We start from the raw sequence: 15,368 nt of genomic DNA, 5'->3' as shown, positions 1-15,368 counted from the left end.
AGAGGTGACAAGGAATGAAAAATATAGCAAATATTATTACTATACTTAGAATCATTTTATCAATAGCTTTGCTCAAAATAGATATGTTTTCTTCTTTATTTTTTACAGTCTATATTATGTGTGGAGTAAGTGATTTTCTTGATGGATATATAGCTAGAAAAATGAATATAGAAAGTAAGCTTGGCTCAAGGCTTGATAGTATGGCTGATATATGTTTAGTAATATCAATGTTTATTATTATGCTTCCAGTGATAAATATTTCAAAATATATAGTATTATGGATATTAACAATTGTCCTTGTTCGAATTACATCAATAATTATAGTGATTCGTAAATACAACACATTTGCTATATTACATACATATGGAAATAAATTATCTGGTTTTATGTTATTCTGTTTACCTTTAGTTTATAATATTATGAATACAAATTTACTTGCAAGTATAGTTTGTGTTGTAGCAAGTATTTCAGCCACTGAAGAAGTAATAATACATATATTATCTAAAGAGTTAAAAATAGATATTAGTAGTATTATAGAAGTACTTATTTCATAAACCTGTTTCATATGATACTAGACAATAGAAACTAAAATTTATGTAAGTATTGATTAAAAGATGAAAAATAATTAGATTAAAGATTAAGGTATTATACTTATCGTATATGATATCATAATAGCAAGATATATTAAAACTCTATTTAAATAATTAGATATAATTTTTATGGGATTATATACGATTGTAGATACAAATGCTTTATCTGCAATTAATATTGTCTGTCCTATTATTAATATTATTGTTGGACTTGGAACCAGGCTTGCTACTGGAGGAAGTGCTATTGAGCTTGCAAGATGGGGAATGGATATGGATGGAGCAAAGAAAATTTTTACTTTGACTATATTATCTGTAGCTATAATTGGAATACTAATTACCAGTATAGGTTTACATCATCTATGTTTACAGCATTATCTAATGGAAAGATATCTGCAATACTATCTTTTTTACGTACATTTGGTTTTATAACTATAGGTTTATTGACATTACCAAATATCTTGAATATAGATGGAATATGGTTAGCAGTGCCAATTGCTGAGCTTTTAACCTTATTTTTAACAGTTAGTTTTATATATAGATATAAGAATAAGTATAACTATATATAAATACAATAATAAATATAATTAATATATATCTTTTTCGATTGTACATCATTTAGCCCATAAGTAACGATTTTTCATTTATTTATGGGCTTTTATTGTATTCTTTCCTTTGGATTCATTCCTTAATTGACAAGTTTGTTCCTAACAACAGTACGATTTTAACGTTCTTTTAGCATTTTGTTATCCATATACTGAATAATCAAATCAGCACCAAATTCATTACCACCTGCATTTCTAATTTCCTTTTGCATAAGCAATATACTTTGAGCTATAGTCGAATCATTAAGAACAGCTAAGGTAGAATTTTTAAGAATGTCACTTGTAATGTGTTTGTGAGAAATCTTTTTCCCTAAGTTTAAGCGTTCAATTTGCTGTGCGTTAGTTGGTTGGTCACTTATAAACGGAATAACCACCATAGGAACGCCAAAATAAAGAGACTCCATAACACTATTTAAGCCACCATGAGTTATAAAAACACTTGCTTTTTCTAATATTTCAAGCTGTGGTACAAAAGGGAAAATATAAAAATTCTTTGGTATCTTACCTAAATCTGATATATTTATTGAATTACCAACAGATATAATGACAGTTACATTTTCATCTTTAAAAGCATTGATACATTTTTTGTAAAATGACATTGCTTTATTTACAATTGTACCTAGAGAAATATAGACCAAATTATTTTTTGATTTTGGCAATATAAATTCATTTTTTTTATTACGTTGATAAATAGAGGTACCCAGAAACTTAAATTTATTTTCTGAAAAATCTTCTGCATATGGTTGAAATTTTTTTACAGTATATACAAGATTAAGTTCTGGAGGATTTTCAGTAATCTCTTTTAACCAAGAATCAGTCTTTAATTTAATTCCCTTTGATACTTTTTTAGTCCATCTACGACATACCCATTCAAAACGAAATACACTTAACACGCCACCCGAATTAATAAATTCTTTCATCAAAACTTTATTAGTAGCTGGTGCAGTAATAATCCTAATAACAGGTTTATTGAATCTCTCTGCTATATGTTTTCCTAGAAAGAAAAAATGCTCATAAATAATTAAATCGAATTCATGCGCTACCTTTATAGAGGCTTGATAGACATTTTTTATTTGAATAGAAAGTTTTTCGTTATCTTCATAATAAAGGAAATCAGCTCCCACTTCTAAGACTTTATCTTTCCATTCTTCAGTTAGTAAGTATGTTACAGAATTACCTCTATTCACTAATTTTTCCACTAACCCAAGGGTAGGGTATACGTGTCCAGAAAAAGGTAAATTTATAAATAAAATTTTCATAATCAAACCTCCTTAAAATGTTTTTATTATATATTCACTTTGTAAATATAAGAGGTGGAACTTTTAACGTTCTACCTAAAAATTCAGAAATAACTGTATGCTGTTTATTTTTATTGGACCTTATTATTAACTAATTTGTAAAATAGTGAAATGCTCTAATGATTTGTAAAATAGCTCTTGCTTAGAGCTAAAATAATGATAAAACATTCCAACTTCTCCATTAACCTTATTTAATATCATGCTAACAGAGATGATTTCATACCCATACTTTAAAAATAATTGAATAGCAGAATCTAGTATTTCTTCTCTTTTCCCTCCTTCTAAAGCAGATTTTCTTGCCATAAAATTAGCATCTTATTCAAATAAACAGAATATTGTTCTGTTTATATTTTATAATACGATTTAGATAAAGTCAATTATAAACAGAATATTGTTCTTATAATATAAAATATTAAAGCTTACACATGTGGAAGTATGATACAAATCTTTAATTATTTATCTTAAAATATTCTAGGTGTTATCATTAAGACTATTAATGTTTTCTTATTAAAGCTATAAAATCTATATAAAATTAATTTTCTAGAGTTCTTAAAAGATTATTACTGCGATTTTAAAGGTGTTACTTTGACTTTTTTAGTGATTGATTTTATCTATTAGAAATGTTACTATTAGTAATATAAAAGGAGAGTAAATAAAATGGACAAAATTATTTTAGGATTACTTATGCTTAAGAAGCTGACAATTTATGAACTGAGAAGTATCATAGAAATGAATTTCACTTCGATGTGTAGCAACAGTATGGGAAGTATTCAAGCGGCAATAAAAAAGTTGCTTGAAAAGAAGATGATAGTGTATGAAGAGTTTGTTGAAAATAGTGTCAATAAGAAATTTTATTCATTAACGGATGCAGGAAAAGCATGTTTTTTAGAATGGGTAGAGATGTCTATGGTTGCAGGTAAAGTGAAGGATATGGAATTAAGTAAATTATTTTTTATGGGATTTGTTCCAACGCAAAAAAGATTGTCACTAATTCAATCTTATATTGTTGACCTCAAAAAGGAAAGAGAGCAGTTGGAGAATATCAAAATACAAGACATCAATGTTGCAAAATTACAGTATATTACCTATCTAGAAGAAAACCAAGAACAGTTTAATCACTTTTTACAAGATACTGAACATTCCAACATACAAAGAGATATTCAAGATATAATTGATTTTGAGTTATTGACCTTAAAGTTTGGAATTGATAGGACAAATTTTGAAATAGCATGGTTTGAAAATTTAAAGAAGAAATTAATTAATGAGTGGCCAAACAATAGTCAGAATCAAGGAAAAGGGGGTAGCTAACATGAAAGGAACTGTAATAATAACTGGAGCTAATTCAGGGATAGGAAAGGCAGCAGCATTTAAGTTTGCATCAGAGGGTTATAGGGTTATAATGGCATGTCGTAATATTCAGATTAGTGAACCCGTGTGTCAGGAAATTATAGCTAAAACTAAAAATATTAATGTGGATTTGCTTCAACTAGATATTTCATCGAGACAATCAATTTATAGTTTTTGTGAGACCTATAAAAAAAAATACAATGTATTGGATATCTTAATCCATAATGCTGGACATTTTAAACATGGAGAAAAAAATTTTCAACGAAGTATTGATGGTATAGAATTAACATTTGCTACCAATCTATTTGGGCCAGTTCTTATGACCAATTTATTATTGGATATGCTTACTAAATCAAAAAATCCTAAAATTCTAAATGTATGTAGTACAAATATAAAGCATTTTTTTGATGAAAGAAGAAAAATTAATTTTGGAGTTTTAAGTGGTGAAACTGTAGAAGATAAAGAATATAATTCTTATAAAATTTATGGAGATTCTAAAATAGCTTTACTTATGGTTACAAGTATGATGAAACAAGAATACAAGCCTTATAATATAAGTGTAAATGCAATTATGGTTCCAGCAACAAAAATGAGTAAAGAAACAATTAAGAAATTTAATTCGTATTGGAAAGTACTTGCATTTTTACAAAATATTATTATACCAAAATCAGAAATTATTGGAGAGGCTTACTTTTCGATTTGCACCTCTAATGTTTATACAGGTATGACTGGAAAACTAATAAATCACCAAGGAAAGATTGTTGAAATGGCTAATGACTCAATATCATTTATAAAAAGCATTACAAGCACAGATGTTTATCCACCTTATGTCAATAACAAAGAGACAATAGAGAAAGTATGGACTATATGTAAACAATATGTTGAAAATGCTAAATGTAATTTGCTAGCATAACACATATAATTCATAAGGTTATTATAGCAACAACATAATCTTATTAATATTTCTAAAAGGATGGAATATTCTTGATAATTCTGTTCAAACTTTATTTAATTGTTTGAATTAATATGAGAAAGATTACAATTAGCTATAATTTAATTTATAATTGATATGTACTTGATTTTGTTTAATTATTTGAATATACTTTAAGCAGAACGCATAGAGTTAGAGGGTTAGTAGATAAAAGACAATAACTCTTTATTAGGAGTGATTTTACTATGGAAACATACTTTGATAAGAAAATATTACTTGTTGATGATGAAAAAGATATAATAAATTTAATTGAGGAAGTATTGATAAAGGATGGCTTTAAAAATATTGTTAAAGCTTATAATGGCTTAGATGCTATTTCTTTGTGTAAGATAGAATGTCCAGATGTTGTTATTCTCGACATAATGTTACCTGATGTAGATGGCATAGAAGTGTGCAAAAAAATTAGAGAGTTTTCATATTGTTCAATTCTCTTTCTTTCATCAAAAGATGATGATATTGACAAAATACTTGGTCTTAGTAGTGGAGGAGATGATTATATAACAAAGCCATTTAGTCCAAGAGAAGTTGTTTTTAGAGTCAAAGCTCAGTTGCGTAGACAACAATATCAAAGTGTTGTATCATCAGAAAATTCAATAATTAGGTTAGGTAATATTACAGTTGATACAGAAGGATGCCGTGTGTATAAAGATGAAAATGAAATTGAGTTAACAGGTAGAGAATATCAACTTTTAAGTTATATGGCTCAAAATTTAAATAAAATTATAGGAAAAGAAAGTCTTTATGAACAGGTATGGGGTGTATATAGTAGTATATGCGACAATACAATTATGGTACATATAAGACATCTAAGAGAAAAGATTGAAGATAATCCTTCAAATCCTAAAATACTTATAACAGTCAAAGGGCTTGGATATAAGCTTGTGAATAGAGTTGATTAGGCTGAATTTTAGTAGTTGTTTTTTAGGCACTCATTTATGAGTGCCTATTAATATGTTTATACTTTAGTAAAATATTTACGATTTTAAATTAAATACCTTGTCAATCCAACCTTTATAAAACTTTTCTTCGTGAGAAACTAAAATAATACTTCCCTTAAATTGTTTCAAAGCATTTTGTAAAGCGTCTTTTGTTTCTGCATCAAAGTGGTTAGTTGGTTCATCTAAAATCAAGAAATTACAAGGTGACAACATCATACAACATAATTTAACCTTAGACTGTTCACCACCACTTAGTGTGGAAACACTTCTTGAAACATGTTCTTCTTTTACACCACACTTGGCTAAAGAGCGTCTGATTTCCTTTGTGCTTAATTTTGGATATATATCTGCCATTATTTGAAGTGGTGTTTTAGTAGGATTTTCCCATTTTAAATCCTGCTCATAATAACCAATTTTTATCTGGTCTGAAAAGAGGAAGCTTCCAGAAATACAAGGGATATCTTTAACCAATGTTTTTAACAAAGTGGATTTACCAATTCCATTAAATCCAGTTATAACTACTTTTTGACCTGCATTAACAGAAAAATTTAATTTTGGTAGTAATGGATAATAGTATCCAACTTCAAGATTAGTTACTGTGAGTGCGTTTTGCACAGATATTTCAATTTCTGCAAATTGGATACATGGTTTTCCTGTAAAGTTAGGAGGAGCTATTCTTTCTATTCTATCCAATTGTTTTTGTCTTCCTCTTGCAATTTTTGAATTTACACCAGCCTTATTTTTACGTATGAATGTTTCTTCTTTTTCTATTTTCTTTTGTTGCGCTTGATATTTTCTAATATAATCCTCTCTTAATTGTGATTTTTGTTTAAGAAATTCTGAGTATTTTCCATGATACTTTTTAATCATTCCAAATTCTATATCGAGAATACCTGTGGAAATTTTTTCTAGAAAGTCGAAATCATGGGAGACTACAATAAATGCACCTCTAAATGTATTTAGATAATTGGCAAGCCATTCAACATGCTCTTTGTCTAAAAAATTTGTTGGTTCATCTAATAATAAAACTTCATAATTAGAAAGTAGTAATTTTGCCATAATTACTTTTGCTCTTTGACCTCCACTAAGTTCCCCAATAATACGATTCATTCCTATTGAATCTAGTCCAAGACCATTTGCTACCTTATTTATTTCATTGTCTATAGAGTAGAAATCACTTGCTATTAATTGCTCTTGATAAGTTGATGCCTTAATAAGTTGTTGCTCATTTCCAGATATAGAACTTTCTTGATATAGCAAATTCATTTCTTTCTCTATTTTATAGAGGTCTTCAAATGCAGTGTGTAAATACAGTGATATTGTTGTATCTCTATTAATATCTGCATATTGGTCCAAATGACCTATATTGATATTAGGTTGCCACTTAATCTCTCCTGTATCTGGGATAACTTCTCCTAATAAAATTTTAATTAAGGTGCTTTTACCTACACCATTTTGGCCAACCACACCTATATGTTCGCCTTTAAATAAATCAAAGTCAGCTTTTTCGTACAGTGATTTATCCATAAAACATTGTGATAAATTATTTACTTTTAATAAACTCATAATTCAAACTCCTTTTTTACTATAAAAATTTTATGAAAATAAAAAAGCAGAGGAATAGCATTATAAAATGCCGACCTCTGCTTTTGGAAAAACAAAAGGCCATAGATAAGCATTGCTATCTATGGCCATAAAATCTATATATCTATCGGCAAATAGGTAAATTTAAATAAGCATAGCTAAAAAACTACACTAAACCTATATTTGCCGATGAAGATAGAAGCTTTAAGCTTCCAGATTAACCTCTACACAACGCTTCATCATATACATTTGTGTAGAGTTAAGTTTTCTAACAAGTTTAACTAATTTTATATAAATCATAATTATTCACATCCTAATCTCAATATTAATTCTAATTCATTTATATTTAAATTGCACTATTGTACTTTTGATTTTTTTCATTTAATTTAATACATATATCACTAATTATAGCTTAAATCATGTTATCATAATACCTAATTATAGTCAATATAAAAGATATTTTTACACGAGAACTTTTATAATACAATAAGTTTAAGTTATATTATAAAAATAAAGGATATGAATTAATTACAATAAAATAGAAGCTACTTACAAGATTTTAAAAAAGTAAATAGCTTCTTTTATTTGAATATATTTTAAAATATTTATATCTGTATAATATATAAATATTTAAATTATAGCAATTCTCCATATTTTTTTATAAAGATTTTTTTTAACATAGTTACCAATACCATATAAGATAAGATAGTAAAAATTAACCCTATAAAATAGATGTTTGGCAGTGGAATCATACCAATAGCATTTCCAAATGATGTATAAGGTATAATAGTTCCAATTGTAATTCCTATTGTTGTTAAGAGCGTTAGTCTCCATGAAGCTCTACTTTTAACAAATGGAATGTGTGGAGTTCTTATCATATGAATAACCAATGTTTGAGACCATAAAGATTCTACAAACCATCCTGCATGAAATAGAGATATAAAACCAAGTTGACTTGTAGTATCTAAGCTATGAAAACTTCCGCCAAATACTCTTGGACATATGAAAAAATACATTAATATATATGTTGTAATATCAAATATTGAACTAGTTGGACCAATCCAAGTCATAAATTTACTTATAGATGATGAGTCCCATTTTCTTGGGATTTTTAGATAATCATCATCTACATTATCCCATGGAATAGTTATACATGAGATATCATAGATTAAGTTTAGCACTAAAATTTGAATTGGTAACATTGGTAAAAATGGTAGAAATGCACTTGCTATTAATACAGAAAACATATTGCCAAAATTAGAACTTGCTGTCACTTTTATATACTTTATAATATTTGCATATGTTTTTCTTCCTTCAATAACACCTTCTTCTAATACCATAAGGTCTTTTTCAAGCAGTATAATATTTGCACATTCCTTAGCAATATCAACAGCTGTATCAACAGATATTCCAACATCAGATTCTTTCATAGCAGCAGCATCATTTATACCATCACCCATAAAACCAACCGTATGACCATTTCTACGAAGAGATGCGACTATACGAGATTTTTGCTCTGGAGAAAGTTTTGCAAATATACTTGTACATTTCACCATTTCATCAAGTTTAGTATCACTCATGTCTTCTATATCTGAACCAAGTAGGATATTTTTAACTTTAATGCCTACTTGTTTACAAATACATTTTGTTACTGCATCATTATCACCAGTTAGGACTTTTACATCAACTCCATTTTCAAGTAATGCTTTTATAGCATTAGCTGTACTTTTTTTTGGAGGGTCTAAAAATGCAAGATAACCTATTAAAACCATGTTACTTTCGTCAGAAACTGAAAAAGAATCTATAGGTGAAGGATTGTTTTTTTGGGCAATGCCTAAAACTCTCATCCCCTCATCATTATACTTAGAAACAGTTGTAAGAATTTCCTTACGTATTTCATTAGTGATTAACTGAATATCACCTTTATATTCAACATGAGTACAAATTGATAGCATTTCTTCAATAGCACCTTTTGTAATAAGCTGAGTTTTTCCTAGTTTATTTTTAACAACTACACTCATTCTTCTTCTATTGAAATCGAATGGGATTTCATCAATTTTTGTGTAGTTTTTCCAAAGTTCTTGCATACCATTTTCATTTGCATGGTTGATAATAGCTATATCCATAAGGTTCTTAAGACCTGTTTGATGGTAACTATTTAAAAATGCATGACGAAGAACTCGTCTATCTTCCTTGCCATGAATATCAAGAGAATATTCTAAGATTACTTTATCTTGAGTCAAAGTTCCTGTTTTGTCAGTGCAAAGTATATCCATAGCGCCAAAGTTTTGGATAGAACTTAAGTTTTTAACAATAACCTTTTTCTGTGACATAGCAACTGCTCCTTTTGCAAGGTTTGCAGATACTAACATTGGTAACATTTCTGGTGTAAGTCCAACTGCTACTGAAAGTGCAAACAAAAATGCTTCTGTCCAATCACCTTTTGTAAAGCCATTTACAAAGAGAACAATTGGAACCATGACAAACATAAATCTTATAAGTAACCATGAAACTGAATTAACACCCTTTTCAAAACTTGTTATAGTTTTTTTATTTGTTATTTGTTGAGCAATAGAACCAAATATAGTACAATCACCTACTGCAATGACAATAGCTATAGCTGAGCCACTGATTACATTACTACCCATAAATGCAAGGTTGTCTAAATCAAGAACATTATTTGAAGTACTTTTTTTAGTATTATAAAACTTTTCTATTGGTTCACTTTCTCCTGTAATAGAAGACTGACTAACAAATAAATCTTTAGATTGTAATATACGTACATCAGCTGGAACCATATCACCAGCAGCAAGATGGATAATATCTCCAACTACAACTTCTCTTAGTGGTATTTCCACTAATTCTTTAGAATTACGCATAACTGATATAGTAGTATTTACCATTTCACTTAGAGCTTGAGCTGCTTTTCCAGAGCGAGATTCTTGAATAAATTGCAATAGACCACTTATAGTTACCATTGTTAAGACTATAATAACTGTAGTTGCATTTTTATCATCAGGTTTTGCTAAAATAACATCTGTAATAAAGGAAATTATAGCTAAAGTAAGAAGTACAATAGTAAAGGGATTTATAAAAGATTTTATAAGTTTTTTTATAAAAGAATCACCTTTTTTTTGAGTGATTTCATTTTTGCCGTACTTATCTTGCATTTTATTAACCATTTTTTCACAATAGCCATTATAAGAATTTTCATATTCGTTTAATAAAATACAGGCGCTCATTGTAGCTGAATCAATTAAACGTTCCTTTGAAGTTGAACTAGATGAAGTTCTTGTAATAAATTTTTTATTTAATTTTTTTATCATGTCTAAATCCTCCTTAATAATTATCTGTTTTGTACAGAAAAAAGGAAGTAAAGACATAAGCCTGTGACGAAAACACATCGCTTATTTTATATTTATTAAAAACAGGTAGAAGAAATAAGACGTACAAAATAGTACATGTATTCTTCAAATAAGTGACTACTTCGCCCGACAGGGCTTATGCTACTACTACTTCCTACGTCCATTTTCTCCACCTCCTAAATTCAAAATATATAAACCTATAATAGACAAATAGGTATTAAAAAATCCCTTGTCAAAGCAAGAACAATGGCAAGGGATTTAAATCCATATAAAAATAACCAAGGTATAAAAACCTAAGTATATTTATAAAACAGTACAAACTGTTTCATTCATCGTTCAAGCTTTAACTTCATAGGGCGATGAAATTGCGTTAGATTATGCCTTGGAATCGACATAAACTGTTGACCTTCTCATAGTGTCTCCACTATTTTGCGGCAGCAACCCGTATCCCTATGGTAGCCTCACCTACCGAAATATTTAATTTCTCTAAAATTGTAAGCTATAAAAAAATATTTGTCAATAGCTTGAAAAAAACTAAGTACAGTTAATATTTTCTATTACTTGCTATAAATTACATATTTTTCCCTAGCAGAATATATTCATAAAATATTGCGACTTATAAAATCAAAGGTGTAGTATTGTTGAACTTTTAATGGTATGCTAAGATATTTATATAATTATAATAAATAAAAATATATAATTACTATATAAAGTTATACTTTTAGAGTAATCACTAAAAATATATGTTTATTTATTCTTAGATAAACATATATTTTTTTAAGTATTAAGTATAATGATAAGTTTATGTATGATATAAATCTAAGTAATGTATTATTAGAATGATTATAAATAATTTGAGGGAAGGTTTTATATGAGGGGGATAAAGTTTGTGTCAATTAAGAGACTGATTTTCATCGTATTTTTAATTAATTGTATGATATTTATGTGTTTTCCAATACAATCACTTGCAAAGACAGAAAAACGTGTTATAAAAGTAGGTTTTTTTGATTTTGAAGGATATCATGATTATGATAAAAATGGAAATAGAAATGGGTATGGATATGAATATCTTCATGAGATTGCAAAGTATACTGGCTGGACATATGAGTATGTATCTGGTACATGGGAAGAGTGTCAAACTATGTTAGAAAATGGACAGATTGATTTACTTACTTCTGCACAATATACAAAAGAACGTGCTGAGAAATTTGATTTTTCAGAGGTACCTATGGGAAGTAGTTATGCACGACTTACAGTAAAAAGTGGAAATTCAAAGTATACACCAAATGATTATAAAAATTTTAATGGAATAAAGGTTGGACTACTTTATGGAAATAGTAGAAATGAACATTTAAAGAAATTTGCAAATGAAAAAGGATTTAATTACACATTTAAATATTTTAAAAATCAGGAAGAATTGGAAAATGAACTAAAAAATGGAAAAGTAGATGCTATATTAACTAGTAGTTTGAGAAAAGTCAAAAATGAAAGCGTAATTGCGCAATTTGCTCCATCCCCATTTTATTGTATTGTAAAAAAAGGTAACACTGAACTGTTACAAGATGTAAATGAAGCTTTAGAAGATATTGAGATGGACAATCCAGCATATAAGTTTAATTTATATAGTAAGTACTATCAGTCTAGTAATAAAGATACATTTATTCTTTCTAGGGAAGAAAGCAATTACTTAAAAAGAAATAATCATATACGTGTAGTAAGTATGCCAAACTCATATCCATTATCATATTTAGATACAGGTAGACTTAAAGGTATTGTACCAGATATATTTGATTTAATTGTAAAAGAGCTTGGATTAAGTATAGATTATGTAAAAGCTAATTCATATAAAGAATCGATTGATATGGTAAAAGAGGGAAAGGCAGATGTTATATGTTTTTTTAATTCAGATTATGGGTGGTCAGAGCAGAATGGAATTAAGATTACATCTCCTTATATGACATTGAACTATAGCATTATAACTAAAAATTATAAAAATACCAAAATTGATAATATAGCTGTTGCTGAGAGCGATACATTCAATGATGAGTATATCAAAGAACACTATAAAGGTAGCAATATTCAAAGATATAAATCTGAAGAAAAAGCTATAAATGCAGTAAAAAGTGGAGATGCAGATGCAGCATTTGTAAATACATATTCTGCTGAAGACTATATACAAAAAGATTATAATAATTTAAAAGCAATTCTAGTTAATGATTATAAAACTAATATATCTTTAGGTGTTGGAAAAAATATAAATCCAACATTATATTCCATTTTGGATAAGAGAATAAATGCACTTAATAAAGATGAGTATTCAGAAATTATTGCAAAGCATACAATTTTTCAAGACTATAAAATTAGTTTATCACAGTATATTCATCAGCATCCAGTTCAAACAGTTTTAATTTCTTTTTGTTTCTTTTTAGTTATAATAGCAGTACTTTCTTATGTTATTGCAATCAACAAAAGACATTCCAATCATATTTTTGATTTGGCATTTAAAGATGTAGAGAATGGAGTTTGGAATTACAATGGATTTGAAGATCAAGCACCACGAATTCTAGAAAAGCATAGAGAAAAATTTTATACAGTAATTGCTTTTGATATATCTAAGTTTGCTATCATAAATGAAAATTATGGTAGAGATTCTGGAGATATGATTATAAAAGAAGTTGCATCAGTTTTGAATAGAGTTATTGGAGACAGGGCATTAATAGCTCATGTAAAAGCAGACCATTTCCTTTTACTCCTACCCTATGATTTAAAAGAAGATTTGGAATTAACTCTTATTGATATAAGTAAAAGTATTTCATACTTTGAAGTTAAGGGGATTGGCATTAAAGTAAAGGCAAATTTTGGAGTATATATTATCAAAGAGCAAGACATTGTTATTACAAAGGCTATTGATTATGCTGAAATTGCTAGAAGAAAAGCAAAAATAAGTAATTCATCTATTATATATTTTGATGAATCTCTTAGAGAAAGTCTTAACAAAGAAAAAGAGATTGTTGATAGGATAGATTATGCATTAGAACATAATGAATTTCAGATTTATTATCAACCTAAGTTTGATATGAGAACAAATAACATTATTGGTGCAGAAGCACTTGTTAGGTGGAATCATAAAGAACTTGGATTTATGAATCCAGGAGAATTTATACCTATACTTGAAAAGAGTGGTGGAATTATAGATGTTGATTTTTTTGTGTTAGAAGAAGTATGTAAGTTGACAAGATTTTGGATAAGTTCTGGAGTTAAACCCATTTCAATCTCTGTAAATCAATCAAGAGTACATTTTCAGAAAAAAGATTATATAAATAGATTACAAAGTTTGCTTACTAAATATGATATACCTAAAAGCATCATTGAACTTGAGATAACTGAAAGTCTATTTGAAAATGATAGTATATCAAATGATATGATAAATGAGATTAAGGAACTTGGTTTTTTAATTTCTGTTGACGATTTTGGTTCTGGATATTCTTCATTACATCTTCTTAATCAAGTTTCTGTAGATATTCTTAAAATAGATAAATCTCTCTTAGATAATTCTGAAGGAAAAGGTAAGGTAGGTAAGATTATTAGTAAAGTAGTTGAGATGGCAAATGACTTGGGATTAGAGGTGATTTGTGAGGGTGTTGAGAGGATAGAACAAGCAGAATTTTTAATGAGTATTGATTGTTACTATGCACAAGGTTATTTGTATGCAAAGCCTATGCCAAAAGATACATTTCTTAAAGAAGTAGATAAATTTAAAGGTATGTAAAAGTATACATATAATATATGTATATAGAGAAATACATATATTATTAATACTAAGTAATGATTGTAATTTTATAAATATATAAATTATAATCATTACTTTTTTTATAAAATAAAAAAGTTTGTTACTATAAAATAATAATTCGAAGAGTATTAGCTTTACACTTAGAAAAATTTAGTTGATATACAATAAAAATACTAATTTTAATTTAGTTTAAATATTTTAAGTGTGTCATGTATGTTGTATTTAATTAGTTTAAAAATTTAATGATAAATACTATATTTCATTAAATTTTATTGAAATAATTTAAATTATTTACTTATTTTAAATTATTAGATAAAATCATATTAAATAATTAAGGAGGTGAATAGACATAGACGAGATAGATTTAAAAATAATTAATTCTCTAAAAAAGAACAGTAGAGCCTCAACTTCTGAAATAAGTAGACAAGTTAATCTATCAATACCAGCAGTTTCAGAGCGTATAAAGAAAATTGAACAGTCAAATATAATTCAAAAGTATACTATTCAAATCAATCGAGAAAAAACAAAGTATAAACTTTTAGCTTTCGTATTTATCAATACAGATTTATCTAAAAGTATAGAAGAGTTTAAGAAGACTATGTTGGAGTATGACACTGTATTAGAATGTCATCACATTTCAGGAGAATATGATTATTTAATAAAAGTATTAGCAGAGGATACAAATGAACTTGAAGAATTTATATCAATAACTTTGAAAAAAATTAGAGGAATCCAGAAAGCTAATACAACCATTGTTTTATCAACAATTAAAGAGGAAATTAATACAATCAAAGATATTTTTTAGATAAGCATATACTAAAATATTGATTATATTAATACCTACTTTCTTACATATTTTTAGG

Annotated in this window: 11 protein-coding genes and 1 riboswitch; of the genes, 7 read left to right on the top strand and 4 right to left on the bottom strand. The window is 27.6% G+C overall.

The window, feature by feature from the left end; translation table 11 throughout:
- Positions 1 to 14 precede the first annotated feature (14 nt).
- Together IC219_RS16610 and IC219_RS16605 are read left to right on the top strand one after the other, a co-directional pair.
- Positions 15 to 554 carry a CDP-alcohol phosphatidyltransferase family protein gene (locus IC219_RS16610; protein ID WP_227831755.1) on the top strand — a complete coding sequence of 180 codons (540 nt, stop codon included), beginning with the start codon at positions 15 to 17 and terminating at the stop codon, positions 552 to 554.
- A 293-nt stretch (positions 555 to 847) separates the two neighbouring features.
- Entirely contained in the window at positions 848 to 1,156 is a 309-nt protein-coding gene (locus tag IC219_RS16605; RefSeq protein ID WP_227831754.1) for a hypothetical protein, read from the top strand.
- A gap of 155 nt (positions 1,157 to 1,311) precedes the next feature.
- Here the strand turns inward: IC219_RS16605 and IC219_RS16600 are convergent, their stop codons facing one another.
- Together IC219_RS16600 and IC219_RS16595 are read right to left on the bottom strand one after the other, a co-directional pair.
- A complete protein-coding gene (locus IC219_RS16600) occupies positions 1,312 to 2,451 on the bottom strand; it encodes a macrolide family glycosyltransferase (protein WP_227831772.1) in 1,140 nt (379 codons plus the stop codon).
- Between the two features lie 126 nt (positions 2,452 to 2,577).
- Entirely contained in the window at positions 2,578 to 2,793 is a 216-nt protein-coding gene (locus IC219_RS16595) for a TetR/AcrR family transcriptional regulator (protein WP_227435644.1), read from the bottom strand.
- Between the two features lie 354 nt (positions 2,794 to 3,147).
- Here IC219_RS16595 and IC219_RS16590 point away from each other — a divergent pair, with 354 nt between their 5' ends.
- The 3 genes from IC219_RS16590 to IC219_RS16580 all read left to right on the top strand — a co-directional run bounded on the left by IC219_RS16590 (position 3,148) and on the right by IC219_RS16580 (position 5,727).
- Positions 3,148 to 3,798, top strand: a complete 651-nt coding sequence (locus tag IC219_RS16590) for a PadR family transcriptional regulator (RefSeq protein WP_227831753.1) — start codon at positions 3,148 to 3,150, stop codon at positions 3,796 to 3,798.
- Position 3,799: 1 nt separating this feature from the next.
- Entirely contained in the window at positions 3,800 to 4,750 is a 951-nt protein-coding gene (locus IC219_RS16585; protein ID WP_227831752.1) for an SDR family NAD(P)-dependent oxidoreductase, read from the top strand.
- Positions 4,751 to 5,013: 263 nt separating this feature from the next.
- Entirely contained in the window at positions 5,014 to 5,727 is a 714-nt protein-coding gene (locus IC219_RS16580; protein ID WP_227435659.1) for a response regulator transcription factor, read from the top strand.
- A gap of 75 nt (positions 5,728 to 5,802) precedes the next feature.
- Here IC219_RS16580 and IC219_RS16575 read toward each other — a convergent pair whose 3' ends face one another.
- A complete protein-coding gene (locus tag IC219_RS16575) occupies positions 5,803 to 7,332 on the bottom strand; it encodes an ABC-F family ATP-binding cassette domain-containing protein (protein WP_227831751.1) in 1,530 nt (509 codons plus the stop codon).
- 653 nt (positions 7,333 to 7,985) lie between these two features.
- Positions 7,986 to 10,676: a magnesium-translocating P-type ATPase gene (gene mgtA, locus IC219_RS16570; protein WP_227831750.1), complete on the bottom strand. Its 2,691-nt coding sequence runs from the start codon at positions 10,674 to 10,676 to the stop codon at positions 7,986 to 7,988.
- Between the two features lie 360 nt (positions 10,677 to 11,036).
- A riboswitch (M-box (ykoK) riboswitch) is annotated at positions 11,037 to 11,195 on the bottom strand.
- Between the two features lie 409 nt (positions 11,196 to 11,604).
- Between mgtA and IC219_RS16565 the strand changes: the two genes are divergently transcribed.
- Together IC219_RS16565 and IC219_RS16560 are read left to right on the top strand one after the other, a co-directional pair.
- Positions 11,605 to 14,484, top strand: coding sequence for an EAL domain-containing protein (locus IC219_RS16565; protein WP_227831749.1), 2,880 nt, complete (start codon positions 11,605 to 11,607; stop codon positions 14,482 to 14,484).
- A gap of 364 nt (positions 14,485 to 14,848) precedes the next feature.
- The gene (locus IC219_RS16560) at positions 14,849 to 15,310 is read left to right on the top strand and encodes an Lrp/AsnC family transcriptional regulator (protein WP_413926665.1); all 462 of its coding nucleotides are present in this window, start codon (positions 14,849 to 14,851) and stop codon (positions 15,308 to 15,310) included.
- Positions 15,311 to 15,368 lie beyond the last annotated feature (58 nt).

The organism is Clostridioides sp. ES-W-0018-02 (assembly GCF_020658175.1).
Lineage (GTDB): Bacteria > Bacillota > Clostridia > Peptostreptococcales > Peptostreptococcaceae > Clostridioides.
The sequence above is the reverse complement of the archived record's forward strand: the minus strand, read 5'-3'. Positions and strand labels throughout refer to the sequence as shown.